General features: G+C 66.1%; 13 protein-coding genes. 4 read left to right on the forward strand and 9 right to left on the reverse strand.

Going from position 1 to position 14,930, the window contains the following annotated elements; translation table 11 throughout:
* The first annotated feature begins 33 nt into the window (after nt 1–33).
* Nucleotides 34–1,164 carry a GNAT family N-acetyltransferase gene (locus tag GA645_RS08600; protein WP_152221806.1) on the forward strand — a complete coding sequence of 377 codons (1,131 nt, stop codon included), beginning with the start codon at nt 34–36 and terminating at the stop codon, nt 1,162–1,164.
* Nucleotides 1,165–1,327: 163 nt separating this feature from the next.
* Here the strand turns inward: GA645_RS08600 and GA645_RS08605 are convergent, their stop codons facing one another.
* From GA645_RS08605 to GA645_RS08620, 4 genes are all read right to left on the reverse strand, one after another.
* Nucleotides 1,328–1,594 (reverse strand): DUF2790 domain-containing protein, encoded by a 267-nt coding sequence (locus GA645_RS08605; RefSeq protein WP_152221808.1) that lies wholly within the window; start codon nt 1,592–1,594, stop codon nt 1,328–1,330.
* Between the two features lie 255 nt (nt 1,595–1,849).
* On the reverse strand, nt 1,850–2,080 hold the full coding sequence (locus tag GA645_RS08610) for a cbb3-type cytochrome c oxidase subunit 3 (protein ID WP_152221810.1): 231 nt from the start codon (nt 2,078–2,080) through the stop codon (nt 1,850–1,852).
* A gap of 1 nt (nt 2,081) precedes the next feature.
* Complete coding sequence (ccoN, locus tag GA645_RS08615) at nt 2,082–3,509, reverse strand: cytochrome-c oxidase, cbb3-type subunit I (RefSeq protein ID WP_152221813.1); 1,428 nt, start codon at nt 3,507–3,509, stop codon at nt 2,082–2,084.
* A 149-nt stretch (nt 3,510–3,658) separates the two neighbouring features.
* On the reverse strand, nt 3,659–4,090 hold the full coding sequence (locus GA645_RS08620; RefSeq protein ID WP_152221816.1) for an NUDIX hydrolase: 432 nt from the start codon (nt 4,088–4,090) through the stop codon (nt 3,659–3,661).
* A gap of 118 nt (nt 4,091–4,208) precedes the next feature.
* On the opposite strand from GA645_RS08620, the gene rluB reads away from it, so the two are divergent.
* A complete protein-coding gene (gene rluB / locus GA645_RS08625) occupies nt 4,209–5,684 on the forward strand; it encodes a 23S rRNA pseudouridine(2605) synthase RluB (protein ID WP_152221817.1) in 1,476 nt (491 codons plus the stop codon).
* A 187-nt stretch (nt 5,685–5,871) separates the two neighbouring features.
* Here the strand turns inward: rluB and GA645_RS08630 are convergent, their stop codons facing one another.
* The 5 genes from GA645_RS08630 to GA645_RS08650 form a co-directional block, all read right to left on the reverse strand.
* Nucleotides 5,872–6,789: a GGDEF domain-containing protein gene (locus tag GA645_RS08630; protein ID WP_152221819.1), complete on the reverse strand. Its 918-nt coding sequence runs from the start codon at nt 6,787–6,789 to the stop codon at nt 5,872–5,874.
* Between the two features lie 254 nt (nt 6,790–7,043).
* Complete coding sequence (locus GA645_RS08635; protein ID WP_152221821.1) at nt 7,044–7,787, reverse strand: YciK family oxidoreductase; 744 nt, start codon at nt 7,785–7,787, stop codon at nt 7,044–7,046.
* A 51-nt stretch (nt 7,788–7,838) separates the two neighbouring features.
* Nucleotides 7,839–8,516 carry an N-acetylmuramic acid 6-phosphate phosphatase MupP gene (gene mupP, locus GA645_RS08640; protein WP_152221823.1) on the reverse strand — a complete coding sequence of 226 codons (678 nt, stop codon included), beginning with the start codon at nt 8,514–8,516 and terminating at the stop codon, nt 7,839–7,841.
* The gene (gene ubiG / locus GA645_RS08645; RefSeq protein ID WP_152221825.1) at nt 8,513–9,211 is read right to left on the reverse strand and encodes a bifunctional 2-polyprenyl-6-hydroxyphenol methylase/3-demethylubiquinol 3-O-methyltransferase UbiG; all 699 of its coding nucleotides are present in this window, start codon (nt 9,209–9,211) and stop codon (nt 8,513–8,515) included. Before ubiG ends, mupP begins: the two co-directional genes overlap by 4 nt.
* A 144-nt stretch (nt 9,212–9,355) precedes the next feature.
* Complete coding sequence (locus GA645_RS08650) at nt 9,356–10,681, reverse strand: TRZ/ATZ family hydrolase (RefSeq protein WP_152221827.1); 1,326 nt, start codon at nt 10,679–10,681, stop codon at nt 9,356–9,358.
* A gap of 154 nt (nt 10,682–10,835) precedes the next feature.
* On the opposite strand from GA645_RS08650, the gene mtnA reads away from it, so the two are divergent.
* Together mtnA and gyrA are read left to right on the forward strand one after the other, a co-directional pair.
* Nucleotides 10,836–11,912 carry an S-methyl-5-thioribose-1-phosphate isomerase gene (gene mtnA / locus GA645_RS08655; protein WP_152221829.1) on the forward strand — a complete coding sequence of 359 codons (1,077 nt, stop codon included), beginning with the start codon at nt 10,836–10,838 and terminating at the stop codon, nt 11,910–11,912.
* Between the two features lie 233 nt (nt 11,913–12,145).
* On the forward strand, nt 12,146–14,926 hold the full coding sequence (gyrA, locus tag GA645_RS08660; protein WP_152221831.1) for a DNA gyrase subunit A: 2,781 nt from the start codon (nt 12,146–12,148) through the stop codon (nt 14,924–14,926).
* Nucleotides 14,927–14,930: the final 4 nt, after the last annotated feature.

Consider the following 14,930-nt stretch of genomic DNA (forward strand, 5'->3'; position numbering starts at 1 on the left):
CCTTCCCCGGCGCTGCGCGCCAGACTGTCCGCCATGCCTATCCAGACCCTTGCCCGCCTCGCCGATGTGGATACCCGCCAGTGGAATGCCCTGCTGCCGGACGACCAGCCGTTCCTGCGTCACGCCTTTCTCTGCGCGCTGGAGGAAAGCGGCAGCGTAGGTGGCCGCACCGGCTGGGTGCCGGCCCATCGCGTCCTGTTCGGCGACGATGGACGCCTGCTTGCCGCCGCGCCGGCCTACCTGAAGAGCCATTCCTACGGCGAATACGTGTTCGACTGGAGCTGGGCCGATGCCTGCCAGCGGGCCGGCATCCGCTATTACCCCAAGCTACTGGTGGGCATTCCCTTCACCCCGGTGGGTGGCGCACGTCTGCTCGGCGCGCCCGAGGCGGCGCTCAGCCTGGTCGGTGCGTTGGCGGGGGAGGTGGATGAGGCGCGCTGTTCCGGGGTGCACGTGAACTTCACCGATGTCGCCGCCGATGCCCTGCTCGGCGGTGCCGACGGCTGGATGGAGCGCCTGGGCTGCCAGTACCACTGGCGCAACCGGGGCTACCGGGATTTTTCGGACTTCCTCGATGCGCTCAGTTCGCGCAAGCGCAAGCAGCTGCGCAAGGAGCGCGAGCAGGTTGCGGGGCTGGGTATCGATTTCGTCTGGATGGAGGGCCGGGAGCTTTCCGAGGCGCACTGGGATTTCGTCTATGCCTGCTACAGCAGCACCTATGAGGTGCGCGGACAGGCGCCGTACCTGACACGGGCCTTCTTCAGCCTGCTCGGCGAGCGGATGCCGGAGGCGGTTCGCGTGGTCTTCGCCCACCGTGGCGGGCGTCCTGTGGCCATGGCGTTCAGCCTGGTTGGCGGCGATACCCTGTATGGCCGCTACTGGGGCTGCCTGGCGGAGTTCGACCGCCTGCATTTCGAGACCTGCTTCTACCAGGGCATCGATTTCGCCATTGGCCACGGCCTGCAACGCTTCGATGCCGGGGCGCAGGGCGAGCACAAGCTGATTCGCGGCTTCGAGCCGGTGATCACGCGATCCTGGCATCGCCTGGGTCATCCTGGATTGCGGGAGGCGGTGGCGGAGTTTCTGGAGCAGGAGCGTGCTGGGATTCTTGCCTATGCCGAAGAAGCGTGGGCAGCGTTGCCTTATCGGCAGGATGGCGCCTGACGGCTTGAGCTGATGATTCTGTAGGAGCGCCCCATGGGCGCGATCGCGGGCATGGCCCGCTCCTACGGGTAAATCTGCGCTGCGAATCAGGATCGCCCCCCGACCGCCACCACAGGCTCGCGGGGTCTGGCCTGGACGGCCGGAGGGCGATGTTCGCTGAGGTTCAGCTGTGGCTGGTGCGACCGCCCCATTCGAGGAAGCGGACCTTGTGGGTTTCGCCCTGGTGGTCCTGGTAGACCATGTACGCCGGCACGATACCGACCTTGCTGGAGTTGTCGGTGCGGTGCAGCACCTTGTCCACGTCCAGGGCCATGCCGTAGTGGTACTCGGTGGCCGGCAGGTCGGCGCCGGGGTTCTTGATGGCGTCCTGGGCAAAAGCCATCGGGGCGAGGCTGGAGATCACGGCCGACACGACAGAGGCAAGCTTCATTCGGTATTCCTCGATAAGGGGCTCGATGAATGGGTTGAAGCCCCACCGGGGAGCGCTGGCATCAGATGTCTGCCCTGGGGTCCAGACAGGGCAGTGGACGATGCTTCAGGCGTCCATCGGTGGCGGGGCACGGGACAGATAGTTCCATCCTGGCCGCCCGCCGGGAAATTGATGTGCTTGCTAATGAAGATTGATGACGGTGATGCGACGCTCTGTCGCAGGAGTGCCCTTAAGGAGACGCGCCGAGGTGACGGGTCATGGCGTCCAGTCGCGCCAGTGCTCGCAGTCGCCCCGGCACCGGCCGGGGCAGGCGCAGCCGGTGTGGCTGCGTCCGGTGGCCTTTTCCATGCGTCGGGCCACCTCCTCGTCATCGGCGAAGGGCAGCATGCTGGCCTCCTCGATGCCACGCTCGCGGTGCGCCCTCAGGGTCCAGCCGACGCCGAAATACAGCGCCAGCAGGCCGGTCAGACCCAGCCATAGCGTCATCTCAGGCCATCCGCTCGGCAGCGAGCATGGCCTGCGGCTGCGCGCGGCGCACGGTCATCCAGGTGTTCCAGGCCATCAGCAGCATGCCGCTGAGGAACATCATCCCGCCGGTCATGCGCACCACGAAGCCGGGGTGGCTGGCCTGCAGCGCTTCGACGAAGGAGTAGGTGAGCGTGCCGTCGGCGTTGACCGCCCGCCACATCAGGCCCTGGGTGATGCCGTTGACCCACATGGAGGCGATGTACAGCACCGTGCCGATGGTGGCCAGCCAGAAGTGTGCGTTGATCAGTCCGATGCTGTGCATCTGTTCGCGACCGAAGACCTTGGGGATCAGGTGATAGAGCGAGCCGATGGAAATCATCGCTACCCAGCCCAGCGCGCCGGCATGGACGTGGCCGATGGTCCAGTCAGTGTAGTGAGACAGGGCGTTGACGGTCTTGATCGCCATCATGGGGCCCTCAAAGGTCGACATGCCGTAGAACGCCAGCGAGACCACCAGGAAGCGCAGGATCGGGTCGGTGCGCAACTTATTCCAGGCGCCGGAGAGGGTCATCATGCCGTTGATCATCCCGCCCCAGCTCGGCGCCAGCAGGATCAGCGACATCACCATGCCCAGTGACTGCGCCCAGTCGGGCAATGCGGTGTAGTGCAGGTGGTGCGGACCTGCCCAGATGTACAGGGTGATCAGCGCCCAGAAGTGCACGATAGAGAGCCGGTAGGAATACACCGGGCGCCCGGCCTGCTTGGGCACGAAGTAATACATCATCCCGAGGAAACCGGTGGTGAGGAAGAAGCCCACCGCGTTATGGCCGTACCACCACTGCACCATGGCGTCGGTGGCGCCGGAGTACACCGGGTAGGACTTGAACCAGCTCACCGGAATCGACAGGTGGTTGACGATGTGCAGCATCGCGGTGACCACGATGAAGGCGGCGAAGAACCAGTTGCCCACATAGATGTGCGCGGTCTTGCGCTTCATCAGGGTGCCGAAGAACACCACCGCGTAGGCGACCCAGACGATGGCCATCCACACCGCGCCGCTGAACTCGATTTCGGCGTATTCCTTGGTGGTGGTGTAGCCCAGGGGCAGGCTGACCAGCATCACCACGATCAGCGCCTGCCAGCCCCAGAAGGTGAAGGCAGCGAGGCTGTCGGAAAACAGTCGCGTCTGGCAGGTGCGCTGCACGGTGTAATAGCTGGTGGCGAACAGCGCGCAACCGCCGAAGGCGAAGATCACCAGGCTGGTGTGCAGCGGGCGCAGGCGCCCGAAACTGGTCCACGGCAGGTCAAGGTTCAGTTGCGGCCAGACCAGTTGGGAGGCGATCAGTACCCCCATGGCCATGCCGACGACGCCCCAGACCACCGTCATGATGGCGAACTGGCGAACCACCTTGTAGTTGTACGCCTGCTCCGTGCTTCTCGTGTTCATGCTCGATTCCCGCTTGTGTCAGAACGTCCGGGCGCGCGCAGGTGGGCTGGCGGCGTCTTCCGGTGAGCGGGCAATCTAAGGAGATGCGTCAGCGGGAAACAGATTCAGATGGGGCGGGCAAATGCATATCAGCGAGAGGTCGCACGGATTCAGTCGATCTCGAGGCGCCCTGCGAGAAAATGCCGCAGGCGTTCCTGCAGGTAATCCACCGCCTGCTCGTGGGCGAGGTATTCGCTGACGCGCATCAGGCGCCAGTACTGGCCTTCGTCGCCGAAACGGATGGCGTCGAACTCGGCCTGTTCCAGGCGTGCCACCAGGAACCAGGCCCAGGGGGCGGGACCGTGGGTGGCGCGGTAGCGGCGCTGCCACTCGATACGCTGCTCATCCAGGCGTATGGCGAACTCTTCCTCGAGCTCGCGCAGGGCGCATTGCACCGGTGTTTCGCGCCCCTCGCGGCCGCCGCCGGGGAAGTCCCAGCAGCCGGGGTAGGGGAGGCCGGGCTTCTCGTCGCGCTTGTAGACCACCAGCTGGCCGGCATGGAACAGCGCAAGTTTGGCGCCGGTGAAGTCGTCGTGATGCATGGCACCTCCCAGTAACTCTACTAGTCTTTCCCGATCGCGGACGGTGCTTTGCCGCCCGCGAGCGCGTATGATGCGCGACCTTTTTTATTCGTTGCATGCCACACCGGGAGGTGCCCAGATGACCGACACGCACGAAAACCTTGAAGAACTTACCCCAGCCCCGGCCGGCGAGAAACTGCAGAAAGTCCTCGCGCGCATGGGCGTGGGCTCGCGCCGTGACGTCGAGGCCTGGATCGAAGAAGGCCGCGTCAAGGTCAATGGCGCCGTGGCCGCCCTTGGCCAGCGCGTGGGCGACCGCGATGCCATCGCCGTCGATGACCGCCTGCTCAAGCGCGAGAAGATCGAAGAGCACGTCCGTCGCGTGCTGATCTACAACAAGCCCGAAGGCGAAGTCTGCACCCGCGACGATCCGGAAGGCCGTCCGACCGTGTTCGATCGTCTGCCGCGCCTGCGCAGCGGTCGCTGGATCAACGTCGGCCGCCTGGACATCAACACCACCGGCCTGCTGATGTTCACCACCGACGGTGAGCTGGCCAACCGCCTGATGCACCCGTCCTACGAGATGGATCGCGAGTACGCTGTGCGCGTGCGTGGCGAAGTCGACGAAGAGATGATCGAGCGCCTGAAAGCCGGCGTGATGCTCGAAGACGGCCCGGCCAAGTTCAGCGACATCCAGGAAGCGCCCGGTGGCGAAGGCTTCAACCACTGGTACCACGTGGTGGTGATGGAAGGCCGTAACCGCGAAGTCCGCCGTCTGTGGGAATCCCAGGGCGTGATCGTCAGCCGCCTGAAGCGCGTGCGCTTCGGACCGGTGTTCCTGACCTCCGAACTGACCATGGGCCGCTACCGCGAAATGGGCCAGCGCGAGCTGGACATCCTCAGCGAGGAAGTCGGCCTGACCCCGATCGCCCTGCCGGCGGTTTCCACCAAGACCAAGGAGAAGGTCGAGCGCCAGGAGCGCAAGCTCGGCAAGAAGCTGGCGCCCAGCGAGCGTCCGGGCCGCGGCTCGCGTTCGCGCAGGGAACACGGCGACGACGAGCATTCGCACCGCGCGCCGCGTCCGGCAGCAGGCGAGCGTCCGTCCCGTGCTCCGCGTGACGGCGACGAGCGTCCGGCCCGCGCCCCGCGTGATGCTGGCGGTGATCGTCCTGCTCGCGCTCCGCGCGATGCCGGTGATCGTCCGGCTCGTGGCCCGCGTAGCGACTCCGCTGACAGCCGTGCCCCGCGCAAACCGCGTGATGCTGGCAGTGATCGTCCTGCTCGCGCTCCGCGTGATGCGGGTGATCGTCCGGCCCGTGGTCCGCGTAATGAAGCTGGCGAAGGCCGCGCTCCGCGCAAGCCGCGTGACGCGGGTAGTGATCGTCCCGCCCGCGCTCCGCGCGATGGCGCCGATCGTCCGGCCCGTGGCCCGCGCAGCGATGCCGGCGAAGGCCGTGCTCCGCGCAAGGCTCCGAGCGACCGTCCGGCTCGCGCTCCCGAGCGTGACAAGGGCGCCCCGCTGGCCGAGCGTCCGGGCAAGCCGGCGCGCAAGCCGATCGCCAAGCGTCGTCCGCAGGCTGCCGGTGACGGCATGCGTCCGGGCTTCAAGCGCTAAGCGTTAGCGACAAATAAAAAAGGGCTCCTCGGAGCCCTTTTTTATTGCCTGCGATCCAGCGGTGTGACGCTTTTCGTAGGACCGAGGGGGACGCCCAGCCCTTGCTCGCGAACCCGCACAGCTCCGGCGTTGCCGGAAAGTCCTTTCGCGAGCAAGCTCGCTCCTACAGGGTTCGGTTTCCGCTGCGTTAGCTAGCGCAGGCCAACCGATTGCGCCCGTCGCGCTTGGCTTCGTACAGCGCGTTATCGGCGCGCCGCAGCAGATCGTCCACCGACTCGCCGGCGTTGAGCGAGGCGCAGCCCAGGCTGATGGAGAGCGGCAAACCTTTGCCGTCGATGGCCAGGTGCAGCTCCTCCACGGCACGCCGCAGCCGCTCGCCGACCTGGGCCGCGCTGCTGCCGGGGGTATTGGAGAGCAGCACGAGGAACTCCTCGCCACCGAAGCGGAACACCATGTCGACATTGCGCAGGCTGGCCTTGATCACCGCGGCCACGGCGTCGTCACCGATGCTGTGGCCATGCACGTCGTTGATCTGCTTGAAGTGGTCCAGGTCGAGCATCAGCACCGACAGCGGTTGCAGGTGGCGCCGGGCGACTTCGACCTCGCGGGTCAGTGCCTGGTCCATGGCGATGCGATTGCCGGTGCCGGTGAGCGCGTCGCGCAGCGCTGACTGTACCGCGGCACGGTAGAGCAGGGCATTGCGCAGGGGATAGAGGAGGGAGGCCATCAGCGATTCCAGCTGGGCCAGTTCGGCCTCGGAGAAGCGCTGCCGGCGGCGGAAGCTGAGTTCCCCCAGGTACTCGCCTTCATGGATGAGGCGATAGCCGGCGCAGTGTTGCGCTGAGTCGCCAAATTCCAGCCGCAGGTCGGCCCCGGTGTGCTGGTAGGCCAGGTAATCGACCGGCAGCAGGCGCTGAATCTCAGTGAAGAACACCGCCAGAATGCGTTCGGCTTCCAGGCTCACCTGCAGCTGCAGGTTCAGCTGCTGGCGTAGCTCCAGCAGGTCGAGCGGCCGCCCGGAGCGCTGGCGCGGCTCCTGGGCGGCCAAGCGCTGGAGCTTGGCGGCATCGAAGTCGATGGTGTTGGACTGCTTGGGGGGAACCATGGCGCGAGGCAACCTCTGACGCGTTTCATACGGCGACAGGAGGGACAGAGCGATTTCCGTGCCAGCCCTCGAAAAATCTCCAAAAGAGGGCTTTTGGACCGATAGGAGGCCGTTTGGGTTCCAACGGGAAGGAGGATTCGTCAGAAGACTGGCGAAATGATGGCACTTTGCCGGAAGGGAAGAAGGCGGGGAGCCAGAAAACCGGCGGAGTGCGGCGCTCTCGCAGCGGGGCGAGAGCGCCGTGAGTTGGGACGTCAGTCCTGGGCGTTGAAGGCCTGGCCGTTGACGCCCTTGCTGTCAGGGCCCATGAGGTACAGGTAGACCGGCATGATGTCTTCGGGCAGCGGATTGTTGAAGGCGTTCTCGCCCGGATAGGCGTGGGCGCGCATCGCGGTGCGGGTCGCGCCGGGGTTGACGCTGTTGGCGCGCACGCTGCTGATGTCCTCGCACTCGTCCGCCAGCACCTGCATCAGGCCCTCGGTGGCGAACTTGGATACCGCGTAGGCACCCCAGTAAGCGCGGCCCTTACGACCAACGCTGCTGGAGGTGAAGATCACCGAGGCGTCCTCGGAGAGCTTGAGCAGCGGCAGCAGGGTGTGGGTGAGGCTGAACATGGCGTTGACGTTCACCTGCATGACGCGGGTGAAGTTGTCGGTGGAAATCTGCTCGATGGGCGAACGCAGGCCAAGGATCGAGGCGTTGTGCAGCAGGCCGTCGAGCTTGCCGAATTCCTGCTCGATGGTGGCCGCCAGCTCGTCGTACTGGTGCGGCAGGGTGGTTTCCAGGTTCAGCGGGATCACTACCGGTTCCGGATGGCCGGCGGCGACGATCTCGTCGTAGACCTCGTTGAGGTAGTCCTCGGTCTTGCCCAGCAGCAGTACGGTGGCGCCGTGGGCGGCGAAGGCGAGCGAGGCGGCCCGGCCGATGCCGCGACCGGCCCCGGTCACCAGGATCACGCGGCCCTTGAGCAGGTCGGGGCGGGCGGAATAGTCGAACATGGTTTCTCCTTGGCGGAGCCCGTCAGCGAGACGGGCTCCTGAGGGTTCGGCTCAGCAGGAGCAGAGGGCGCGGTCGAGGATCGCCAGCAGGTCGCGGGGCTGATCGACGATGACGTCGGCGCCCCAGTGCGCGGGGTTGTCGTCCGGATGGATATAGCCGTAGCGCACGGCGGCGGTCTTGGTCCCGGCGGCGCGGCCCGACTCGATGTCGCGCAGGTCGTCGCCGATGAACAGCACTTCCGACGGATCGACCTTCAGCTGGCTGCAGGCCAGCAGGAGCATTTCCGGGTCCGGCTTGCTCTTGGTCACGTGGTCCGGGCAGACCAGCACGGCGGAGCGCTCGGCCAGGCCCAGTTGCTCCATGATCGGCGCGGCGAAGCGCACCGGCTTGTTGGTCACCACGCCCCAGATCAGGCGCGATTGCTCGATGCTCTCCAGCAGCTCGACCATGCCGTCGTACGGGCGGGTGAAGACGGCGCAATGCTCCTGGTAGCGGTCGAGGAACTCCTGGCGCAGGGTCTCGAAGCCGGGGGCTTCCGGGTCCATGTCGAAGGTCGCGGCGACCATGGCGCGGGCGCCGCCGGAGACCACGTCCTGGATGCGCTGGTCATCGATCGGTGCGCGGCCATGGGCCTTGAGCATCGCCTGGCACACGGCGATGAAGTCCGGCGCGGTATCCAGCAGCGTGCCGTCCATGTCGAAGAGAACCGCCTTGAGCATGCGATTCACTCCTCGCGCAGGGTCTGGATCATGTAGTTGACGGCGACGTCGCCCGCCAGCTTGTAGTGCTTGGTCAGTGGGTTGTAGGTCAGGCCGATGATGTCCTTGACCGCAAGGCCGGCGTCGCGCGACCAGGCGCCCAACTCGGAGGGGCGGATGAATTTCTTGAAGTCGTGGGTGCCGCGCGGCAGCAGGCGCATCAAGTACTCCGCACCAACGATGGCGAACAAGTAGGCCTTCGGGTTGCGGTTGATGGTGGAGAAGAACACCTGGCCGCCGGGCTTGACCATCTTGTGGCAGGCGCGGATGACCGACGCCGGGTCCGGCACGTGCTCGAGCATCTCCAGGCAGGTCACCACGTCGAACTGCTCGGGCATTTCCTCGGCCAGCTCCTCGGCTGTGATGCGGCGGTATTCCACCGGTACGCCGGATTCCAGCTGGTGCAGCTGGGCGACCGCCAGGGGTGCTTCGCCCATGTCGATGCCGGTGACGGTGGCGCCGCGCTGGGCCATGGCTTCGCTGAGGATGCCGCCGCCGCAACCGACGTCGAGCACCTTCTTGCCGGCGAGGCTGACGCGCTCGTCGATCCAGTTGACCCGCAGCGGGTTGATGTCGTGCAGGGGCTTGAACTCGCTTTCGCGGTCCCACCAGCGGTGGGCGAGGGCCTCGAATTTGGCGATCTCGGCGTGGTCGACGTTGCTCATGGTGTCCCTATTGATCGAAAAGCTGGAAACGAAGACTGACTATGATGCCAGCTTCGCGGAAGGGATGGGGCGCGGCATGACAGATTGTCGCAGCGGCGGCTCGCATCCGGGGCCGCGCTGCGCAAGGACGAGGATCCTGAGGGCTCAGACGCCGGCGATCTTGCGGCCCCACTCACCGGCCACGGCGATCAGGCGTTCTTCGTCCAGGCGGGTGAGCTTGCCGTTCTCCAGCAGTTGCTTGCCGCCGACCCAGACGTGGCGCACACAGTCGCGACCGCTGGCGTAGATCAGCTGGGAAACCGGCTCGTAGACCGGCTGCTGGGCCAGGCCTGAGAGGTCGAAGGCGGTCAGGTCAGCGGCCTTGCCCAGTTCCAGGCTGCCGGTTTCCTGCTCCATGCCCAGCGCGCGGGCGCCGTTCAGGGTGGCCATGCGCAGGGCGCGGTGGGCGTCCAGCGCGGTGGCCTGGCCGGCCACGGCCTTGGCCAGCAGGGCGGCGGTGCGGGTTTCGCCGAGCAGGTCCAGATCGTTGTTGCTGGCCGCACCGTCAGTGCCGATGGCGACGTTGACGCCGGCCTGCCACAGCCGCTCCACCGGGCAGAAGCCGCTGGCCAGCTTGAGGTTGGATTCCGGGCAATGCACCACCGAACTGTTGGTTTCCACTAGCATGGCCAGGTCGTCGTCATTCACCTGGGTCATGTGCACGGCCTGGAAGCGCGGGCCGAGCAGGCCCAGGCGGTGCAGGCGGGCCAGTGGGCGCTCGCCGTGCTTCTCCAGCGCCTGCTGGACCTCGAAGGCGGTCTCGTGGACGTGCATGTGGATGCCCGCGTCCAGTTCCTCGGCGAGCATCAGGATGTTTTCCAGCTTGTCGTCGCTGACCGTGTAGGGCGCGTGGGGGCCGAAGGCCACCTTGATGCGCGGGTGATGCTTGAGGTCGTCGCGCAGGGCCAGGCCCTGGCGGATCGCCTCGTCGGCGTCGCGGGCGCCGGGCACCGGGAAGTCCAGCACCGGCACGCTGATCTGCGCGCGCACGCCGGCCTTGTGCACCGCCTCGCAGGCCACCTGCGGGTGGAAGTACATGTCGGAGAAGCAGGTGATGCCGCCCTTGAGCTGCTCGGCGATGGCCAGCTCCGTACCGTCACGGACGAACTCTTCGCCGACCCACTTGGCTTCGGCCGGCCAGATGTGCTCCTGCAGCCAGGTCATCAGCGCCAGGTCGTCGGCCAGGCCGCGGAACAGGCTCATCGCCGCGTGGCCGTGGGCGTTGATCAGGCCGGGGGAGAGCAGCATGCCCGGCAGCTCACGGGTCTCCGCGGCTGGGTGGCGGATGGCTTCGGCGCGCGGGGCGAGCAGGGCGATGCGGCCGTCGCGGATGCCCAGGCCATGGTCACGCAGGACAATGCCGGCAGGTTCCACGGGGACGATCCAGGTGGGGAGCAGAAGCAGGTCGAGCGGGGCTTTGGCGGTGGGCATGAAGCGCATCCTGGGCGCGGCGGAGAGAGGGCCGGAGTATAGCCGAGCACCGCTGCCGCAGGCTCGGTATACTCGGCGCTTTTACCCGCTCTTGCGGGAAGATTTCTGGGGGCCGGGAAAGGCCCGCGATTCCATTCGAATGACGAGGTGTTCCATGCGTGAGCGACTGTTGGCGGCCGAACGGGTAACGGCCATTGATTGGCGCAAGGGGACCCTCCGCCTGCTGGACCAGCGCCTGCTGCCGCTGGAAGAAACCTGGCTGACCTACGAGACTGCCGAAGGCGTGGCCGACGCCATCCGCCAGATGGTGGTGCGTGGCGCGCCGGCCATCGGCATTGCCGCCGCCTATGGCGTGGTCCTGGGCCTGCGCGTCCGCCTGGCCGCCGGCGGCGACTGGCGCGCGGCGCTGGAAGAAGACTTCACTCTGTTGGCCGAGTCGCGCCCGACCGCGGTCAACCTGTTCTGGGCGCTGAACCGCATGCGCGACCGCCTGGAACGGCTGAAGCCGGGGGACGACCCGATGCTGCTGCTGGAGGCGGAAGCCATCGCCATCCACGAAAGCGACCGCGAAGCCAACCTGACCATGGCCCAGCTGGGCGTGGAGCTGATCCGCAAGCAGCACAGCGGCCCGCAGAAGATCCTCACCCACTGCAACACCGGCGCCCTGGCCACCGGCGGTTTCGGTACCGCGCTGGGAGTGATCCGCGCCGCGCACCTGGAAGGGCTGATCGAGCGCGTCTACGCCGACGAGACCCGCCCCTGGCTGCAGGGAGCGCGCCTGACCGCCTGGGAGTTGGCCAACGAGAACGTGCCGGTCACGCTCAATGTGGATGCCGCCGCCGCGCACCTGATGAAGACCGAAAGCATCACCTGGGTCATAGTCGGCGCCGACCGCATCACCGCCAACGGTGACGTGGCCAACAAGATCGGCACCTACCAGTTGGCGGTCAACGCGATGCACCACGGCGTGCGCTTCATGGTGGTGGCGCCCAGTTCGACCATCGACATGAGCCTGGAGAGCGGCGAAGACATCCCGATCGAGGAACGCGACGGCCGCGAGCTCCTGGAAATCGGCGGCAAGCGCATCGCCGCCGAGGTCGAGGCCTTCAATCCGGTGTTCGATGTGACTCCGGCGGACCTGATCGATGCCATCGTGACCGAGCGTGGCGTGGTCGAGCGCCCCGATACCGAGCGCATGGCCCAGCTGATGAGCCGCAAGCGCCTGCACTGACGGGCCTGCGGCAATTCATCGTGGGGGCTGGGCGAGGGTAGGTCTTCACCCTGGCTTGTGGTAAGCTCCGACGGTTCTTCGGGGGGCGTTTTCGCACCCCCTTCAGCATCGCGGATCAGCGCAATAAGTCGTTGATTTGTAGAGAGTCGGTGGCGCTTTGATGGCACACCGCGCTCCGCCGGGCTCAGGACGGGCGTGGCGGAGTCCCATTTGAAAAAGGAACCAGGCTTCTCATGGGCGAACTGGCCAAAGAAATCCTCCCGGTCAACATCGAAGACGAACTCCGACAGTCCTACCTCGATTACGCCATGAGCGTGATCGTCGGTCGTGCCCTGCCCGATGCGCGCGACGGCTTGAAGCCCGTGCATCGCCGCGTCCTGTACGCCATGAGCGAGCTGGGCAACGACTGGAACAAGGCCTACAAGAAGTCCGCCCGTGTGGTCGGCGACGTGATCGGTAAGTACCACCCGCACGGCGACACCGCGGTGTACGACACCATCGTCCGCATGGCCCAGCCCTTCTCGCTGCGCTATATGCTGGTCGACGGCCAGGGCAACTTCGGTTCGGTGGACGGCGACAACGCCGCGGCCATGCGATACACCGAAGTGCGCATGGCCAAGCTCGCCCATGAACTGCTGGCCGACCTGGACAAGGAAACCGTCGACTGGGTGCCCAACTACGACGGCACCGAGCAGATCCCGGCGGTCATGCCGACCAAGATCCCGAACCTGCTGGTCAACGGTTCCAGCGGTATCGCCGTGGGCATGGCGACCAACATCCCGCCGCACAACCTCACCGAGGTGATCGACGGCTGCCTGGCGCTGATGGACAACCCCGAGCTGTCCATCGACGACCTGATGAACTACATCCCCGGCCCGGACTTCCCGACCGCGGGCATCATCAACGGCCGTGCGGGCATCATCGAGGCCTATCGCACCGGTCGTGGCCGCATCTATATCCGTGCCCGCGCGACCATCGAGGACATGGAGAAGGGCGGCAACCGCCAGCAGATCATCATCACCGAGCTGCCCTACCAGCTGAACAAGGCCCGCCTGATCGAGAAGATCGCCGAGCTGGTGAAAGAGAAGAAGATCGAAGGCATCACCGAGCTGCGCGACGAGTCCGACAAGGACGGCATGCGCGTGGTCATCGAGCTGCGCCGTGGCGAAGTGGGCGAGGTCGTGCTGAACAACCTCTACGCCCAGACTCAGCTGCAGAGCGTCTTCGGCATCAACGTGGTGGCCCTGGTCGACGGCCAGCCGCGCACGATGAACCTCAAGGAAATGCTCGAGGTCTTCATCCGCCACCGCCGTGAAGTGGTGACCCGCCGGACCGTCTACGAGCTGCGCAAGGCCCGCGAACGCGGCCATATCCTCGAAGGCCAGGCCGTCGCCCTGTCGAACATCGACCCGGTGATCGAGCTGATCAAGTCTTCGCCGACCCCGGCCGAAGCCAAGGAACGCCTGATCGCCACCGCCTGGGAATCCAGCGCCGTGGAGGCCATGGTCGAGCGCGCCGGCGCCGATTCCTGCCGTCCGGAAGACCTGGACGAGCAGTACGGCCTGCGCGAAGGCAAGTACTACCTGTCCCCGGAGCAGGCCCAGGCCATCCTGGAACTGCGCCTGCACCGCCTGACCGGCCTGGAGCACGAGAAGCTCCTGTCCGAGTACCAGGAAATCCTCACTCTGATCGGCGAGCTGATTCGCATCCTGACCAGCCCCGAGCGCCTGATGGAAGTCATCCGCGAGGAACTGGAGAAGGTCAAGGCCGAGTTCGGCGACGCCCGCCGCACCGAAATCGTCGCGTCGCAGATGGACCTGACCATCGCCGACCTGATCACCGAAGAAGAGCGCGTGGTGACCATCTCCCACGGCGGCTACGCCAAGTCCCAGCCGCTGGCCGCCTACGAGGCCCAGCGTCGTGGTGGCAAGGGCAAGTCCGCCAGTGGCGTGAAGGACGAGGACTACATCGAACACCTGCTGGTCGCCAACAGCCACGCCACCCTGCTGCTGTTCTCCAGCAAGGGCAAGGTCTACTGGCTGCGCACCTTCGAGATCCCGGAAGCCTCGCGTACCGCCCGTGGCCGTCCGCTGGTGAACCTGCTGCCACTGGACGAAGGCGAGCGCATCACCGCGATGCTGCAGATCGACCTGGAAGCCGTGCGCGCCCAGTTCGCCGGTGAAGAAGGCGAGGACGACGACGTGGTCGCCGAGCAGGTCGCCGAAGTGGTGGAAACCGAAGAGGGTGAAGAGGGCGACGACGCTGACTTCAGCCAGGACGAGCCGACCGGCGCGTACATCTTCATGGCCACCATGAAAGGCACCGTGAAGAAGACCCCGCTGATCCAGTTCACCAAGCCGCGTTCCAACGGCCTGATCGCCCTGAAGCTGGAAGAGGGTGACTCGCTGATCGCCGCCGCCATCACCGACGGCTCGAAGGACGTGATGATGTTCTCCGACGCCGGCAAGGTGATCCGCTTCAAGGAAAGCAAGGTGCGCATAATGGGCCGTAACGCCCGTGGCGTGCGCGGCATGCGCCTGGCCGAAGGCCAGCGCATCATCTCCATGCTGATCCCCGAGTGCCGCGAAGCGCAGATCCTCAGCGCCTCCGAACGCGGTTACGGCAAGCGCACCCCGCTGGCCGACTACCCGCGTCGCGGTCGTGGTGGCCAGGGCGTGATCGCCATGGTGATCAACGAGCGTAACGGCAACCTGGTGGGGGCCGTGCAGGTGCTGGACGGCGAGGAGATCATGCTGATCTCCGACCAGGGCACCCTGGTCCGTACCCGTGTCGACGAAGTCCGCGGCGCTGGCCGTAACACCCAGGGCGTGATCCTCATCAAGCTGGCCGCCGACGAGACCGTCGTAGGCCTGGAGCGGGTGCAGGAGCCGACCGTGGTGGAAGGTGAAGACGACGTCATCGACGGCGAGATCGTCGAAGGCGAAGTGTCGGACGAGAACCAAGAAGCAGGCGAAGCTGCGGCTGAAGAAGCCCCGCAGGCCAGCGAAGACTGATAGC

It is taken from the genome of Pseudomonas sp. SCB32, assembly GCF_009189165.1.
Classification (GTDB): domain Bacteria; phylum Pseudomonadota; class Gammaproteobacteria; order Pseudomonadales; family Pseudomonadaceae; genus Pseudomonas.